We start from the raw sequence: 15,989 nt of genomic DNA, 5'->3' as shown, positions 1-15,989 counted from the left end.
ACATGAGTGTTTCTCAAGCGGTCGATCATGCGCGGCGGCGGGAGCGCTACGAGGGGTCACGAGGGAGCATACCCGCCAAGTCCCGGCGGTACGCGACGGCGACGAGAGCGACCGTCGCTATCGTCGCGAGCGGAACGACGAGCCGTGGCCCCTCGATCCCGCCGAACCGGCCCGCGACACCTGCCGCCACCCACGCCGTCGCGATCGCACTCAGAACGAGTGACCCGCCGGTCACGCGGCGGTCTTCGCGATCGAGGAGAGCCCCGGACACGGCGCTCGTCGCTGCGACGAGGTGGAACCCGGTCGCGAGCGGCCAGACCTGGATGGAGGCGGGGAGGCTCCCGAACGGTCGCGGCTGGTCGGCGAAATACGTCCAGAGCGGGTATAACCGGACGCCCGCGGGACCGAGCTCGGAGCCCGTGTTGACGAGTCCCCAGAGGCTCACAAACGTGATATCGCCGCTCCCGGATGGAAGAACCGTGATCGGGACCGCGAGCAGCGCCACGGCGGCGAGCAGCTCGCTGGGTGTGCTCGTTTCTTCCTCCGTGTCGTCACCGGACATATCACCGACTGTGTGCCGGGAGACCGTAATCCCACGGAAACGACGCGGAACGCTCTTGCGTCCGGAGCGTCCTCCCTGAGGTATGGATGTAACCGTCGTCGGGAGCGGGTACGTCGGGACGACGCTCGCGGCGTGTCTCGCGGACGTCGACCACGACGTGACTGCGATCGACATCGACCCGGAGGTAGTGGCGGCGTTGAACGAGGGGCGAGCGACGATCCACGAGCCGGGGTTGGACGACCTCCTGTCGCGACACGCCGGCGACCGCCTCCACGCGACGACGTCGTACGACCCGGTTCCGGAGTCCGATGTCACGTTCCTCGCGGTCGGCACGCCGTCGAACGACGACGGGAGTATCGACCTCGCCGGGCTCTCCGCGGCCGCGGAAACGACCGGCGAGGCGCTTGCTGGGCTGTCCGAGAACGACCGACACCTCGTCGTGATCAAGAGCACGATCACGCCGCCGGGCGTGGAGACGATCCGCGAGGCGGTCCGCCGCGGCGCGGGTCCGGCGGCCGACCGGATCGAGGTCGCGACGAACCCCGAGTTCCTTCGGGAGGGGTCGGCCGTGGATGACTTCAAGAACCCTGACAAGGTCGTCTTCGGAACGTCCTCGGAGTGGGCGGCCGAACGGCTGGAAACCCCGTACGAACCGTTACTCGCGGGTCTGGACGTCCCTATCGTCCGGACCGATCCCGAGACAGCGATGATGATCAAGTACGCGAACAACGCGACGCTCGCCGCGAAGATCTCGCTCGCGAACGACCTCGGAAACGTCTGTAAGCGGTTCGGGATCGACGCCTACGAGGTGATGGACGCGGTCGGGCTCGACGACCGGATCGGCGCGCGGTTCCTGCGTTCCGGTGTGGGGTACGGCGGGAGCTGTTTCCCGAAAGACGTCGACGCGCTCCGTGCTGCCGCCCGCGAAGCCGGTTACGAGCCGCCGTTGCTCGACGCCACGGTCGCGGTCAACGACGGGCAGCCGGACCGGATGCTCGACCTGCTCGACGACCACGTCGACGTCGCCGGCGAACGGGTGGCCGTGCTCGGACTCGCGTTCAAGCCCGGCACCGACGACATCCGGAACTCGCGAGCGATCCCCGTCATCGAAGGGTTACGGACACGCGGCGCGGACGTGGTCGCGTACGACCCCGTCGCGACCGCGAACACCCGCGAACGGCTCCCGGAGATCGAGTACGCGGACTCGGCCGCGGGGGCGCTGGATGGTGCGACCGCGGCGCTCGTGGTGACCGACTGGGACGAGTTCGCCGCTCTCGACCACGAGTTCGATGCGATGGAGGGCTCGGCGACGGGGCGCGGCGAGCCGGTCGTCGTCGACGGGCGGCGGATCGTCGAACGCCGCGAGGGGATCCGCTACGAGGGGCTCACGTGGTGATCGGTTCCGACGCTTGGGTTTATATATCGCGTTGACGATCCCACGGTCATGACGGCCCTCCAGTCCATCCGACCCGCAGCCAGCGGTATCGTCCGCAACCCGGTCCTCGTCGTGATCACGGCGCTGTTCGGGCTCTCCCAGCTGCCGAACCTGTTGGTTCAACCGACGCGTCCCGTGCTGGCGGCGGTCGTGTCGCTCGTGTCGACCGGCGTGTTGATCCTCGTCGTCCCGTTCTTCCAAGGCGGGCTCCTCGGGATGGCCAGCGAGGCGATCCGTGGGAAGACGAGCCTCTCGACGCTGATCGCCGAGGGGAAAGCGAACTACGTCCCGCTCCTACTCGCGTACTTCGTCCTGCTCGCGGTCAACGTCGTCTTCGCGTTCGTCGTGGTGTTCGCCGTCGTCATCGCCGTTATCGGGGTGTCCGTAGGTGGTGTCGGTGGAAGCGGTATCGCGGGTGGTGTCGACGTAGCAAGCGGCGTCGCGAGCGGCGGTGGCGTGACGCTGCTCGCCGTGATCGGCGTCGTTGCCGGCGGACTCGCGCTCGCGTACCTCCTCGTCACGTTCTTCGTCCAGTTCTACAGTCACGCGATCGTCCTTGACGATACGTCGCTCGTCGACGGGTTCCGTCGGAGCGTCGGCCTCGTCCGGTCGAACCTCCTCGGCGTGTTCGGGTACTCGCTCGTCCTGCTCGTCGGCGGCGTCGCGTTCGGGACGATCGGGGCGATCGGGGGGATAGTGAGCGCGGCTCGGGGGTCGGCGAGCCCGGAGCTCCCCGCGTCGCCGCTCGCGGACCTCGTCGCCGGCGTCGAGCCGACGCTCGGTATCCTGGTCGCGTTCGCGGCGGTGTACGTGCTCTCGACCGGGGTTTTCGGCGCGTTTTACGCCACGTACTCGGTGGCGTTCTACGAGTCGATACGGCCCGATTCGGTTCCCGAGGCGGCCGCGGAGGGGGCGGAGACGACCGCGGACACGACCGAGAGGACCGCGGATGCGAACTAAGAGGTAGAGCCCGTTCTTCCACGCCGCCCGCCGCCACCGCCACCCCTAATCCGCCAGCAGCCGTTCGATCGGTATGAACACGCAGGACGGCGGTCATTACGACGCGGCGGTGGACGCATTGGCGGCTCGCGAGTACGAGGCGGCCGGGAACCGATACACCCGCGGTGGGCGGCGCGTCCTCGCCGATCCGCGTCCGGAGATCGACCCGTTCGAACCCGACGAGAAGGGGTGGGTCGGACAGGGGCTCCAGCAGCTGCTCACGGCCGTGGTGGCGTATCGGGTGGCAGGGACGCCCCGCCGTGTCGCCCAGCGTGCCGTCGAAGGCATCGCGGCGAGTCGTGACCTCCAGAGCGTCCTCACCGCGCCGGGACAGGCCGCATGCCTGGCAGAGCTCGTCGCCGACTTCCGGGCCGCCGGGGGGCTCGATGGCGCAGCCGACGCGTACGACGACGCCGCGGAGCGATACCTCGCCGCCGGGGACGCGATCGAATCGCCGCAGGCGCTCGCGACGACGCCCCTGTTTGGCGCGGCAGCCGAGCCGATCAAACAGGTGGCTCGCGGGCAGGCGAACGGCGAGATCGCGATCAAGTGGGAAGACCTCCACGGGGCGGACCCCTCGCAGGCGGGCGAGTTCCTCGCACACCGTGCCCGGTACAAGAAGCAGCGGTTCGGCGGGCTCGTCGATGGGGCAGTCGCTGACGGCCACCTCGCGGCCCCGCGCGGAACGACGGAGTACGGCAACGAGACGCACCGCTGTCCGGCGTGTGGCTCGAACGACGTCAACTGGGCAGGCTCCGACGTGCTCTGTATGCGGTGTTCGACGCCGACCGAACGGGTGTGATCAGTCGTCGTCAGGCGGCGAGTCGCCGGCCCTCCCGTTCGAGCGAGAGGCCGTCACCGACCGATAGATGTCGAGGATCCGGTCCCCGATCCGGTCCCAGCTCACCTCCCTGACCGCCTCGCGACCGTTCGACCGCTCGCCGGCGTCGAGGACACGGGCGAGTCCCTCGACGAGCTCCGCCTCCGACTCGCCGACCGCCGAGGGGGCCACCCCCTCCAACCGCTCGCGGACGTCGCCGACGGCCGTCGAGACCACGGGGACGTTACACGCCATCGCCTCCTTGACCGTGTTCGGCGATCCCTCGTGGTCCGAGGTGAGGAGCACGGCGTCCGCGGCGTTCACGTAGTACGGGACCTCCTCGTGCGGGATATCGGAGATCGTGTGGAGGTCGACCGGCTCGCCGAGACGATCGGCGGCCGCCTCCACGACGCGCTCGGCGAGCGGGTAGTTCTTCCGTTCGTACGCCGGCGAGTACGGGAACAGCACCTGTTGTCGGTCGCGACCCCAGCCGACGCGCTCGCGCGCGTCCTCCCGGTCTATCGGGCGGAACCGATCGAGGTCGACGCCGCTCGGAAGGATATGGGCGTCCGGCCGTCCGAGCAGCTCGCGCATCTCCCGGCTCCGGACGGTCACGGCGTCACAGCGCCACGCACAGGCCTTCGTGACCGCGCCGTCGAAGCCGACGACGTCCGACCCCCACAGCGTCAACACCACCGGGAGCCGTCGCTGTGTCACCGCGAACGGGGCGGTCAGCCCGTAGTTCGCGTGGACGAGGTCGTACTCTCCCCGGCGGAGTTCGCGTCGGACCATCGGGAGGTACCGGAGGTACTCGCGGACTCCGCGCGTCTCGCCCATGTCCCCGTCTATCTGTTCCTGCCCGGGGACGACGAGGACGGTCGTCTCGACGCCTTTCCGTTCCAAGACGTCGATCTGCTGTCTGAAGAACACCTCCTCGGCGGTGACGAGGTGAAGGACGGAGAACATCGGGTCACTGCCGGCTCCGTCGCTCTCGCTGTCGGAGCCGTCGTTCATGTATCGGCCCCCGGATCCTCACGGAGCACGTCGCGGCGGACGAGTCCGTACAGATACCCGAACCCGACGGCGGCGGTGAACGCGAGTATCGCCACCGCCTCCTGTGCGGGCTCACTCGACCGTTCGGAGACCGTCCGTCGGGCGCGGTCCGGAAGCGCCCGGACGAACAGGTCCTTCAGGAAGGCGCTCTCGTTCCCCTGCGCGCCGGGGTACAGGAGGGCCATCACGCGCTTCGAGAACCCCTGCCAGAACGACCTGAAGAGGAGCCACCGAAATCGTCCCCGGTACTCGAACAGCGTGTGGTGGACGACGGCGTCCTCGACGTACACCACGCCCTGCCCGTACTCTTCTCGGATCCGGATCCCGACCGGTGCCTCGTGTGCCTGAACGTGCCTATCGCCCTTCCGGCCCGTGTTCACGTCGTACCCCCCCACGTCGAGGAACACGTCCCGGTCGTAGGAGACGTTGGACCCGTACCCGTTGCGGACGATCTCGCCGTCGGCCGCGAATCCGCGCTCCGTACAGCCGACGAGCCAGTAGAACTCTTCGGGAAAGAACGAGGGCTTTTCACCCACCCAGTCGGGGGCGACGTACCCCGCGACGGCGACCGCGTCGGTCCGTTCGTACGCGTCGACGTGCGTCTCGATCCAGTCGGGCTCCGCGACCCCGTCGTCGTCGATAAACGCGACGATATCGCCGGAGGCCAGCTCGGCACCTTTCGTGCGGCTGTAGGAGATCCCTCGGTTCTCCTCGTTGTCGTGGACGATCACGCCCTCCCGGCCGCCGAACTCCTCGACCGTTCGGTCGTACACCGCCGGGTTGCCGTCGATGACCAACACGACCTCTACGGGATCGTAGCGCTGTGCGAGCGCGCTTTCGACGGCCTCCGTGAAGACGTCGTATCGGTCCATCGTGTACGTACAGACGACGACGGAGACCTTCATTCGGGAACCGGTTTTTCACCCGGCCGAATAAGCGTTCTGACGAGTGGCCGCCTCCCGGTCGGGGCATCCGAATCCGGCGTGGTATAACAAGGCTTATGGAGGTTTTGGAAGTGTCATCGTGTAATGAGCCAGCGAACCGACGCCGACGCTGGAGACGGCGAGGACTCCCCCCTTGCCCTCCTCGAACGGTGGTATCACGTCCCGGCCCTCCTCGGGATACTGGTGGTCATGCTGTGGACCCGCGTCCAGTCGTACGGCAGTTTCATCGTCGACGGCGACGTGTACTTCCGCGGAAACGACCCATGGTATCACTACCGCGAGACGACGTATCTTCTGGAAAACTTCCCGAGCAGCATGGCGTTCGATCCGTGGACCGGGTTCCCCTTCGGCCGACACGTGGGGCAGTTCGGGACGCTCTGGGACTACATCACGGCCGTCTTCGTCTTCCTCGCGACGCCGATCACCGGCGGCGGCGAGGAGGGCGCGATGCGGGTGATGCTCCTCATGTCCGCGATCGTCGGGACCCTCGTCGCGATCCCGACGTACTTCATCGCGCGACGGTTCGTCGACCGGTTCGCCGCGGTCGCTGCGGTCGCCGTCCTCGCACTGCTCCCTGGGACGTTCTTCAGTTACACGCTCGTCGGGTTCAACGATCACCACGCGGGCGAGATGCTCTTCCAGACCGTCGCGGTCCTCGGGTTCCTCGTCGCGTTCGCGGTCGCGGAGCGGGAGAAACCCGTCTGGGAGCTCGTCGTCGACCGTGACTGGCCGGCGCTCAAACGACCGACCGCCTACGCGGCCGCCGCGGGCGTCGCGCTCGGGCTGTACATGTGGACGTGGCAGCCCGGCGTCCTCATGGTCGGCTTCACCGGCATCTTCCTCGCAGTGAAGATCACGAGCGACGTGTACCACGGCACGAGCCCGGATCCGATCGCCTTCGCGGGTGCGGTGTCGATGACCGTCGCCGGACTGATGCAGCTGGTCCCGCTCGACGAGTTCTCCTTCGGCGTCACCGATTACTCGCTCACGCAGGTCGTCCTTCCGCTCGGCGTCGCGCTCGGCGCGGTGTTCCTCGCGTGGCTCGCCCGGCAGTGGGAGGCGCGCGAGGAGCTCGAACTAGGGACGTATCCGCCCACGGTCGGCGGGCTGATCCTCGCGTCGGCGGCGATCGTCTGGCTCGCGATCCCCTCGCTGTGGTCGACGGTCACGAGCAACCTGTTGAACACGGTCGGGTTCAGCGCCCGCGACACCACGCGGACCATCGGCGAGGCCGCGCCGCCGCTGATGCGACAGGAGTTCGCGGACTTCGTCATCTCACAGTACGGCCTCGCCTTCCTCCTCGCGCTGGCCGCCGTCCTGTACGTCCTGCTCCGGCCGCTGATCCGGAGCGGCGAGGCGAACCACACGCTGTACGCGGTCGCCGCGTTCGCGGTCGTTGGCTCCATCTACGCGCTCCCCAGCCTCTACGACGCGATCGGCGGCCTCGTCGGCGTGAGCTGGCAGGTGGTCGGACTCGTGCTCGCCGCAGGGTTCCTCGTCGGCGCGACGTTCCTCGTCGAGTACGACACCGAGGAGCTGTACTTCGTCGTCTGGGCCGCGTTCATCGCGTCGATGGCGTTCACCCAGACCCGGTTCAATTACTACCTGGCGGTGATCGTCGCGATCGGCGCGGCGTACTTCCTCCAGCTGACGATCGACGCCCTCGACTTGGATCGCTCGCTCGACGAGCTCCGGGAGGTCGAGGGGTGGCAGGTGATGATCGCCGCCACGGTCGCGGTCGTGCTGATCGCTCCCCTCGTGTTCATGACCGGACCGGTGTGGGCCGTGGGGGCGGCGACGGGTCCGGGCGAGGTCGTCCAGTGGGACGAGAGCCTCCAGTGGATGAACGAGGAGACGCCCCACCCGGGCGAGCTCGAAGGTGCGGACGAACCGATGGAGCTGTACGGCACCTACGAGCGCCCCGCTGACGACGACTTCGACTATCCCGAGGGCGCGTACGGCGTCCAGTCGTGGTGGGACTACGGCCACTGGATCACCACCCGCGCGGAGCGGATACCGAACGCTAACCCGTTCCAACAGAACGCGGGCGAAGCCGCAAACTACCTGCTCGCGCCGGACGAGGAGCAGGCGGCGGAGGTGCTCGCTCGCCAGAGCGACGAGGGCGAGCGCACGCGGTACGTGATGGTCGACTGGGAGATGGTGACGCCGGGCGAGAAGTTCGGGGCCCCCGTCACGTTCTACGACGACGCCGCGCTCGAACAGGACGACGTCAACTGGCTGCTGTGGGAGCCCGTCGAGGGCGGCGCACAGCCGACGACCCAGATCAACACGCAGCGCTACTACGAGAGCCAGATGGTCCGGCTCTACGAGTACCACGGGAGCGCGGCAGACCCCGAACCCGTCGTCGTCAGCTGGGACGAACAGCAGTTCCAGGACGGTACGGGCGGTACCGTCGATCTCCGGACGTTCCCCGCGGACCCGGATCAGGAGCCGATCATGCAGTTCGATAGCCTCGAAGAGGCAGAGGCGTTCGCCGAGGACCAGGGCGAGACCGCCCAGCTCGGCGGCGTCGGCGCGAACCCGACCGAGCGCGTGGAGGCGCTCGAGAACTACCGGCTCGTCCACGCGACCGAGCCGACCGCCTTCCAGTCGCAGAGCTACCTCCAGCGGCTGATCCAGCAGCAGCAGGTCACCGGGCTGGGCGCGGACGAGCTGCGCCGGACCGAAGCCAACTGGGTCAAGACGTTCGAGCGCGTCCCCGGCGCGGCCGTCAACGGGTCCGGTGCCGAACCCGGCGAGGAGGTCGAAGCGACCGTCGAGATGTCGATGCCAGCGTCGAACGAGACGTTCGAGTACACGCAGTACGCGGAGGCGGACGCGAACGGCGAGTTCGAGCTCCACCTCCCCTACTCGACGACAGGGTACGAGGAGTTCGGCCCCGATGAGGGGTACACGAACACGAGCGTCCAAGCGACCGGGCCATACGAGCTGACGACCGAGCCCGTCACCGACGACGACCTCTACACGACCCAGCAAGTGGGCGAGCTCGACGTCACCGAGGGCCAAGTCGTCGGCGTCGACGACGAGACACTGACCGTCGAGCTCGACGAGGAGATCCTCGACTGTCCGGCGGGCGACCCCGAGTGCCCGATCGATGACGAGAACGGCGAAGAAGACGAGGCGGAAGGCACGAACGACGACGATAGCGCAACGATCGCGGGCCCGGACGTGTCCGCCGACGGCGACGTGCCCGCCGCCGCGAGCACGGTCGAGGCCTGAGCGATCGCGATGGCCGACGCCCGGGAGTGGCTGGCGCTGTACCTGAAGGGGCTGGCGATGGGGGCCGCCGACGCGGTTCCCGGCGTCTCGGGCGGCACGATCGCGCTCATCGTCGGGATCTACGAGCGGCTGATCACGGCGGTGACCGCGATCGATCCGGCGCGGATCCGCCGGATATGCTCCGGGGTCGTCCGGGGGAACCGACCCGACGCGCTCGCGGCGTTCCGGGAGGCCGACGGCGGGTTCCTCGTCGTGCTCCTCACGGGGATCCTCTCCGCGGTCGTCGCGGTGTTGCGTCTCGTTGAGGTCCTCCTCGTCTCGGTGCCCGTCGGGACCTACGGGTTCTTTTTCGGGCTCATCGGTGCCTCGGCGGTCGTCCTGTTCGGTGCGGTCGACGTGGGGACGCCGGGGCGGAAGGCGGCCGCGCTAACGGGGTTCCTCGTCGCCTTTCTCACCTCCGGCTACGCCGCGACCGCGCTCGGACACGCGCTCCCCGTGGTGTTCCTCTCGGGCGCGGTGGCGGTCAGCGCGATGGTGCTTCCGGGCGTGTCCGGCTCGCTGTTTCTGGTGATCCTCGGGCAGTACGAGTACATGACACGGTCACTGTCGGCGTTTCTCGACGGGGCCGCCGGCGTGCTGCTCGGAAACGGCGGCGACGAGCTCGTGACGGCGGCCCCGCCGGTCGTCACGTTCCTCGCCGGCGGCGTCGTGGGGGTGCTCACCGTCGCACACGCGGTCAGGTACGCGCTGAAACGGGCGCGGGCGGCGACGCTGGCGTTCCTCGTGAGCCTCGTCGTCGGCGCGCTCCGCGCGCCCGTCGTCGAAGTTTCCCTCCGGCTCGCCGAGTCGGGCGAGACGTGGGCGAGCGCCGCCCCCCGGTTCGCGGCCGCGGCGGTCGTCGGCGCGGCAGCCGTGCTCGTCGTCGACCGGTACGCCGGGGTCGTCGAGTACTGACCGGTCACTCGACGCGCGTCGACACCGCGATCCCCGACCCGACCGGGAGGATCGCCGTTTCGACCGCGTCGTTCGCACGGACTGCCTCGACGTACGTCCCGATCCCGTGTGTCTGCGCGTCCGCCTCGGTGGTCGGCAGCGGCCGCCCGTCCGCCGCGTGGTCGACCAGTCGCTCGAAGTCGATCGGTCCGCGAGCGATGTTGTCGGCGACGACGACGTCCCCGTGGCGGAGTTTCGGGAGGACCTCGCGGAACGCGTCGAGGTAGCGCGACTTCTGGTGGTCGATCAACACGACGTCGAAGGGACCGTCGTACCGGTCGATCGTTTCCATCGCGTCGCCGACCTCGAAAGTGACGGCGTCGTCGTAGCCGTACGACCGCGCGAGCTCGCGACCCCGTTCGGCCTCCTCGACATCGAACTCTGTACAGATCACCGCGTCGGCACCGCCCCGCAGGAACCACGTCGCCGAGTAGCCGAAGCCGGAGCCGAACTCGAACACCCGCTCCGCGTCGGTGAGCCTGGCGAGCAGTCGGAGGACCGCGCCCGCGTCCGGGCCGATGATCGGGAACTCCCACTCGTCGGCGAGCTCGGCCATCTCCGCTTGGACCGCAGTGTGTTCGGGTGCCGTCGCCGTCAGGAACCGTCGTCCACCCTCGGAGAGTACGTCCATGTCGTCGGGGTGACCGCCGTGACACTTGAACGTGACCGACAACGGTTAAGTCCCGGTCGGCCCATCGTGTTCGTAATGTTCGACCCCGAGGAACTGGCCGAGATCCGCGAGGCGAAGGCGTCCTGGGAGGAGGGGACGTACGGCGACACCGTCGAGCGATTCGGGGAGCGCGAGGCGGAGTTCACCACCGACACGGGCGGCCAGTCGGTCGACCCGCTGTACACCCCCGCGGATGTCGCGGACCACGACTACCGCGAGGACGCCGGGTTCCCCGGCGAGGAACCGTACACCCGCGGCGTCTACTCGACGATGCACCGCGGGCGGCTGTGGACGATGCGACAGTACGCCGGAATGGGAACTGCCGCCGAGACCAACAACCGGTTTCGCTACCTGATCGACGAGGGCTCTTCAGGGCTCTCGATGGCGTTCGACCTCCCGACGCAGATGGGGTACGACTCCGACGCCGCGATGGCCGAGGGCGAGGTCGGACGGTCCGGAGTCGCCATCGACACGTTGGATGACTTCGAGACGGTGTTCGAAGGGATCCCGCTCGACGAGGTGTCGACGTCGATGACGATCAACGCGCCGGCCAGCGTCCTGCTCGCGATGTACATCGCGATGGGCGACGAGCAGGGCGTCGACCGGACGGAGCTCCGCGGGACGATCCAAAACGACGTGATGAAGGAGTACATCGCGCGGAACCTCTACATCTACCCGCCGGAGCCGTCGATGCGGCTCATCACCGACATCTTCGAGTTCTGTGCGGCGGAGGTCCCCAACTTCAACACGATCTCCATCTCGGGGTACCACATCCGGGAAGCGGGATCGACAGCCGCCCAAGAGGTCGCGTTCACGCTCGGTAACGGGATCGAGTACGTGCAGGCGGCCGTCGACGCCGGGCTCGACGTGGACGAGTTCGCCCCGCAGCTCTCCTTTTTCTTCAACGCCCACAACAACGTCTTCGAGGAGGCCGCGAAGTTCCGGGCGGCTCGCCGGATGTGGGCCGAGATCATGGAGGAGCGGTTCGGCGCGGAGAACCCCAAATCCAAACAGCTGAAGTTCCACACCCAGACCGGCGGCTCCACATTGACGGCCCAGCAGATCGAGAACAACGTCGTCCGGGTGGCGTATCAGGCGCTCGCGGCGGTGCTCGGCGGGACCCAGAGCCTCCACACGAACGGGAAGGACGAGGCGCTCGCGCTACCCACCGAGAAGTCCGTCCGAACCGCGCTGCGGACACAGCAGATCCTCGCACACGAGTCGGGCGCGGCGGACACGATCGACCCGCTCGCCGGCAGCTACTACGTCGAGAGCCTCACCGACGGGGTCGAAGCGGACGCCTTCGAGATCCTGGAGGAGGTCGACGACCGCGGCGGGATGCTGGAAGCGGTCAAGAGCCAGTGGGTCCAACGGCAGATCCAAGACGTCGCCTTCGAGCGCCAGCAGGAGATCGAAGCGGGCGAGCGCGTGATCGTCGGCGTCAACGAGTTCCAAGTGGACGAGGAGCCGGAGATGGACTTAGAAGAGGTCGATCCCGAACAGGAGGCGGAACAGCGCGAGCGCTTACAGGAGATAAAAGCCGACCGCGACGGCGAGGCGGTCGACGCCGCGCTCGCGTCGCTCCGTGAGGCGGCCCGCGGCGACGAGAACGTCATGCCACACGTCGTCGACGCGGTGAAGGCGTACGCGACGGTTCAAGAGATAAGCGACGTGTTCCGCGACGAGTTCGGGGAGTACAAGCCGGGGCGGTAGCCGGTCACTCCTCCGAGCGGGTCGCTCACGGAGTGTCCCACGAAGATGGGGGCGGCTCCGACGACCTGTCGACGTGTGTGGTTATAAAGGCCCCGTGGCTCCGATGATGACCCATAGCCGGTCAGTGGCGACATATCAAGAGAGTATTATAATCGACCATCCGCGGTCGTGTCTGAGTGATGCCGTTACGGATCACAACAGGTGAGACGCTTCTCCCGATCGGTCAATACGCGGGATGTGCGTACCGCTTCTAGGGAGCAGCTGAACGGATCTCATTTATAAATAGACACCCGATTCAGATCTCGTGAGCGAGCCACGTGGCCGTTGCCTTCCAAGTTATCACGACGTCACGTCCCTCCACTAGGGCGAGTCGATCGGCACTGTCTTTCGTGACGAGTGCTCGAAAACCGGTCCCGTCGACATCGACACGGACGGTGAAAACCGTCTTTCCACGGTCGATCCCGTCGATCGTTCCGGAGAGGCGGTTCCTCGCACTCGTTGAATCGGGGTCGGGGTCCGCAGCCGGTTCGAGCACGGTGATCGAGTCCGCACCGATTCGGATCTGGACGTGATCACCAGGTTCGGCCCCGTCGTGAAGACCGCGGACTGTTCCGATCCCGGTCGTCACGTCCGCCAACTCGCCGGTAACAGTCTCGACCGTCCCCTCGAGAACGGTTTCGGGGACTCGTGCAGTCGCGGAGAGCACGACTTGGAGCCGCTCGTACTGGTTTACCAGCTGTATCGCGTTCTTCGTGAGTCGGCTCCCGCCGCCGTCACTCCCGCCGCGATACCGCTCGACGAGGTCGCCGAAGGCAGATTCGAGCGTTTCGATACGCGAGAGGTCCCGGGCACGCGAGCGGCCGAGGTTCGAGGAAGCCCTGGCGACCGATCCCGTCTCGCCGATCTCCCGGAGCAATACGACGTCACGCTCGGCGAACTCGACCCCGTTCCGAACCAGCGTCGCGCGTCCCTGCCCGCTCGTTTCGTCCATCGGTGAGGACTACTCGGGGAGGCGTTTAGGTTCTTGCCGTCGGATCGTCACGGCTCAATAGACGAGCTCTCCTTCGATGAACTTCCGGGCGCGGGGGTCCTCGGGCGTCGTGAACACCCGCTCGGCGGGGCCGACCTCGATGAGTCCCCCGTCGAGCATCACCGCCACTCGATCGGCGATACGCTCGGCCTGATTCATGTCGTGTGTGGCGACAGCGACGCCGAGCCCCCGCTTCCGGGCCGTCTCTATCGCCTCCTCGATGGCCGCCGTGTTTCGGGGATCGAGGTCCGACGTCGGTTCGTCCAACAGCAGGAAGTCGGGGTCGTAGGCGAGCGCGCGGGCGAACGCGACTCGCTGTGCCTCGCCGCCCGACAGTGAGGACGCCGACTGGGTCTCCGCGTCGGCGAGGCCGACGACCTTCAGGGCCTCCGTGATCTCGCGAGTCGTGTGCCCCCCGCGGAGCCGCGAGCACCACCGCAGGACCCGATCGCGCCAGTCGCGGCGGATATGCCGTCCGTACTCCACGTTCCGACGGACGGTCGCGTCGAAGAGGTTCGGCTCCTGAAACACCATCCCGATCCGGCGTCGGACAGCGAGGCGGTCACGCTCGGAGCGCGACCACACGTCGGTACCGTCCATCTCGACGGTCCCCGCGTCGGGCTGATAAAAGAGCGACAACAGTCGGAGGAGTGTGGTCTTTCCCGTCCCGGAGGGACCGATTATCGCCACGGTCTCTCCCGGATCGATCCCGAACGTCACACCGTCGAGAACGTCGGTGTCGGCGAAGCCGTGGCTGACGTTCCTGGCGGAGAGTCCCGCTTCGATTCGCTGTTCCGGCTCACGTTCCCGCTGGCGTTGCTGCATTAGAGACGACCCCCGCCGAGCCGTAGGACGATGGCGTTGATCGACAGGACGAGCACTACGAGGATCGCACCGAGGATCAGCGCCAACTCGAAGCGGCCCTGTCGAGCCTCGAGCTGGATCGCCGTCGTGAGCGTTCGGGTGATCGAGGTGCCGTCGGCACCGGCGATGTTCCCACCGACGATGAGCACCGATCCCACCTCGCTGATCGCGCGCCCGAGACCGGCGAGGACCCCGGTGACGATCCCGTAGCGGGCCTCCTTGATCGTCACGAGCGCGACGTCGACGCGAGTCCCACCCATCGCGTACGCGGCGTCACGGACCCCCTCCTCGACGCTGGTCACGGCGGCGAGGCTGACGCCCGTGATAACCGGCGTCGCGAGGACGAACTGTGACAATATCATCGCCTCCGTCGTGAACACGAGGTTCAGCGGCCCGAGCGGACCCTGATTCGAAACGGCGAAGAGGACGACTAAGCCGACGACGACGCTCGGGAACCCCATTCCCGTGTTGATGACGGCGACGAGGGATCCCCTCCCGGGGAACTCCGAGAAGCCGACGAGCATCGCGATCGGCAGACTCACCAACGTGCTGATCAGGACGGCCGTAAGGCTCACGTACAGCGAGACGGCGATGATGCTCTCGACGTAGTTCCGCTCGAAGGGGAACTCGACAAAGAGCGGAACGGAGGGGTCCACGAGTCCCGGGACGGACGAAACGAACTCGATCATGGCCGGATGTCACTCCTCGTCCGGTGACCAGTCCTCGGGCACGTACTGCCGGAAGTTCGGGTCTTCCGAGACCGCCTCGGGGAAGAACAGCTGCTCACCCTCAACGGTGTACTCTTCGATGATTTCCTGCCCTTCATGCGAGGTAAGGAACCCGATGTAGGCCATCGCGAGGTCGTAGTTGACGTTCTCGTGGACGCCGGGGTCCACCGCGACGATGCCGTACGGGTTAGCGAGGAGCTCCGGCCCGCCCTCGATCGGGCCCTCAACCCGGATCTCGATGTCGAGTTCGGATTGCTGAGAAATGAACGTGCCACGGTCCGAGAGGGTGTAGGCGGGCGTCTGGTCGGCCTGATTCAGCACCTCACCCATCCCGGACCCGGCTTCGCGGTACCACTCGCCGCCGGGATCGACATCCGACGCGTCCCAGATGGCCAGCTCCTTCGCGTGCGTGCCGGAGTTGTCGCCGCGTGAGACGAAGGTGGCCTCCGCATCGGCGATGGCCCGGAACGCCTCGGTCACCTCGTCCATGCCGTCGATCCCGGCGGGATCGTCGTCGGGCCCGACGACGACGAAGTCGTTGAACATCAGATCGCGGCGGTTGATGCCGTGTCCCTCCCTGAGGAACTCGTCTTCGAGCGAGCGGGCGTGGACCATGACGACGTCCGAGTCGCCGGCCCTTCCGGTCTCCAGTGCCGCTCCAGTTCCTCGCGCGATGGCCTGGACTTCGACCCCGTACCGGGCTTCGAACGCGGCGTTCACCTCGTCCAGCAGCCCCGTGTCGTAGGTGCTTGTCGTCGTCGTGAGCGTAAGCGTCTCGTCGAGGATCGCTGCTTCGTCTCCCCCGCCATCATCGGCACACCCGGCGAGAGCCGCAGCCGTCCCGCCGACGGTTGCGGCGAGGAACGCTCTGCGTTGAATCATTGATGATACAACGATCCCGGGCTACGCACTTATCCATTTCGACGTTTACGTAACCG

14 protein-coding genes are annotated in these 15,989 nt (G+C 67.4%); 6 read left to right on the top strand and 8 right to left on the bottom strand.

Going from position 1 to position 15,989, the window contains the following annotated elements:
- Positions 1-46 precede the first annotated feature (46 nt).
- Positions 47-562 carry a TIGR04206 family protein gene (locus tag ACZ5TV_RS12175; protein WP_379778712.1) on the bottom strand — a complete coding sequence of 172 codons (516 nt, stop codon included), beginning with the start codon at positions 560-562 and terminating at the stop codon, positions 47-49.
- Positions 563-644: 82 nt separating this feature from the next.
- Between ACZ5TV_RS12175 and aglM the strand changes: the two genes are divergently transcribed.
- The 3 genes from aglM to ACZ5TV_RS12160 all read left to right on the top strand — a co-directional run bounded on the left by aglM (position 645) and on the right by ACZ5TV_RS12160 (position 3,798).
- Entirely contained in the window at positions 645-1,958 is a 1,314-nt protein-coding gene (gene aglM, locus ACZ5TV_RS12170; RefSeq protein ID WP_379778714.1) for a UDP-glucose 6-dehydrogenase AglM, read from the top strand.
- A 48-nt stretch (positions 1,959-2,006) separates the two neighbouring features.
- Entirely contained in the window at positions 2,007-2,957 is a 951-nt protein-coding gene (locus tag ACZ5TV_RS12165) for a DUF7847 domain-containing protein (RefSeq protein ID WP_379778716.1), read from the top strand.
- Between the two features lie 73 nt (positions 2,958-3,030).
- Positions 3,031-3,798, top strand: a complete 768-nt coding sequence (locus ACZ5TV_RS12160; protein WP_379778718.1) for a hypothetical protein — start codon at positions 3,031-3,033, stop codon at positions 3,796-3,798.
- On the opposite strand, the gene ACZ5TV_RS12155 is transcribed toward ACZ5TV_RS12160, so the two are convergent.
- Positions 3,799-4,830, bottom strand: a complete 1,032-nt coding sequence (locus ACZ5TV_RS12155; protein WP_379778720.1) for a glycosyltransferase — start codon at positions 4,828-4,830, stop codon at positions 3,799-3,801. It abuts the gene before it with no gap.
- Positions 4,827-5,774 (bottom strand): glucosyl-dolichyl phosphate glucuronosyltransferase, encoded by a 948-nt coding sequence (gene aglG / locus ACZ5TV_RS12150; protein WP_379778722.1) that lies wholly within the window; start codon positions 5,772-5,774, stop codon positions 4,827-4,829. The genes ACZ5TV_RS12155 and aglG overlap by 4 nt, the downstream gene beginning before the upstream one ends.
- Positions 5,775-5,897: 123 nt before the next feature.
- Here aglG and ACZ5TV_RS12145 point away from each other — a divergent pair, with 123 nt between their 5' ends.
- Positions 5,898-9,053, top strand: coding sequence for an oligosaccharyl transferase, archaeosortase A system-associated (locus tag ACZ5TV_RS12145; RefSeq protein WP_379778725.1), 3,156 nt, complete (start codon positions 5,898-5,900; stop codon positions 9,051-9,053).
- A gap of 9 nt (positions 9,054-9,062) precedes the next feature.
- On the top strand, positions 9,063-10,007 hold the full coding sequence (locus tag ACZ5TV_RS12140) for a DUF368 domain-containing protein (RefSeq protein WP_464383886.1): 945 nt from the start codon (positions 9,063-9,065) through the stop codon (positions 10,005-10,007).
- Between the two features lie 4 nt (positions 10,008-10,011).
- Here ACZ5TV_RS12140 and ACZ5TV_RS12135 read toward each other — a convergent pair whose 3' ends face one another.
- Entirely contained in the window at positions 10,012-10,677 is a 666-nt protein-coding gene (locus tag ACZ5TV_RS12135) for an O-methyltransferase (protein ID WP_379779330.1), read from the bottom strand.
- Positions 10,678-10,752: 75 nt separating this feature from the next.
- Between ACZ5TV_RS12135 and ACZ5TV_RS12130 the strand changes: the two genes are divergently transcribed.
- A complete protein-coding gene (locus tag ACZ5TV_RS12130) occupies positions 10,753-12,429 on the top strand; it encodes an acyl-CoA mutase large subunit family protein (RefSeq protein WP_379779328.1) in 1,677 nt (558 codons plus the stop codon).
- A gap of 295 nt (positions 12,430-12,724) precedes the next feature.
- Here the strand turns inward: ACZ5TV_RS12130 and ACZ5TV_RS12125 are convergent, their stop codons facing one another.
- The 4 genes from ACZ5TV_RS12125 to ACZ5TV_RS12110 are packed head-to-tail and all read right to left on the bottom strand — an operon-like array spanning position 12,725 to position 15,933.
- Positions 12,725-13,420 carry a TOBE domain-containing protein gene (locus ACZ5TV_RS12125; protein ID WP_379779326.1) on the bottom strand — a complete coding sequence of 232 codons (696 nt, stop codon included), beginning with the start codon at positions 13,418-13,420 and terminating at the stop codon, positions 12,725-12,727.
- 54 nt (positions 13,421-13,474) lie between these two features.
- Positions 13,475-14,284 (bottom strand): amino acid ABC transporter ATP-binding protein, encoded by an 810-nt coding sequence (locus ACZ5TV_RS12120; RefSeq protein ID WP_379779324.1) that lies wholly within the window; start codon positions 14,282-14,284, stop codon positions 13,475-13,477.
- Complete coding sequence (locus ACZ5TV_RS12115; RefSeq protein WP_379779322.1) at positions 14,284-15,012, bottom strand: ABC transporter permease; 729 nt, start codon at positions 15,010-15,012, stop codon at positions 14,284-14,286. The genes ACZ5TV_RS12120 and ACZ5TV_RS12115 overlap by 1 nt, the downstream gene beginning before the upstream one ends.
- Before the next feature lie 9 nt (positions 15,013-15,021).
- Positions 15,022-15,933: an ABC transporter substrate-binding protein gene (locus ACZ5TV_RS12110; protein ID WP_379779320.1), complete on the bottom strand. Its 912-nt coding sequence runs from the start codon at positions 15,931-15,933 to the stop codon at positions 15,022-15,024.
- Positions 15,934-15,989 lie beyond the last annotated feature (56 nt).

The organism is Halorubrum tibetense (assembly GCF_055396225.1).
This window is presented reverse-complemented; position numbering and strand designations above follow the sequence as displayed.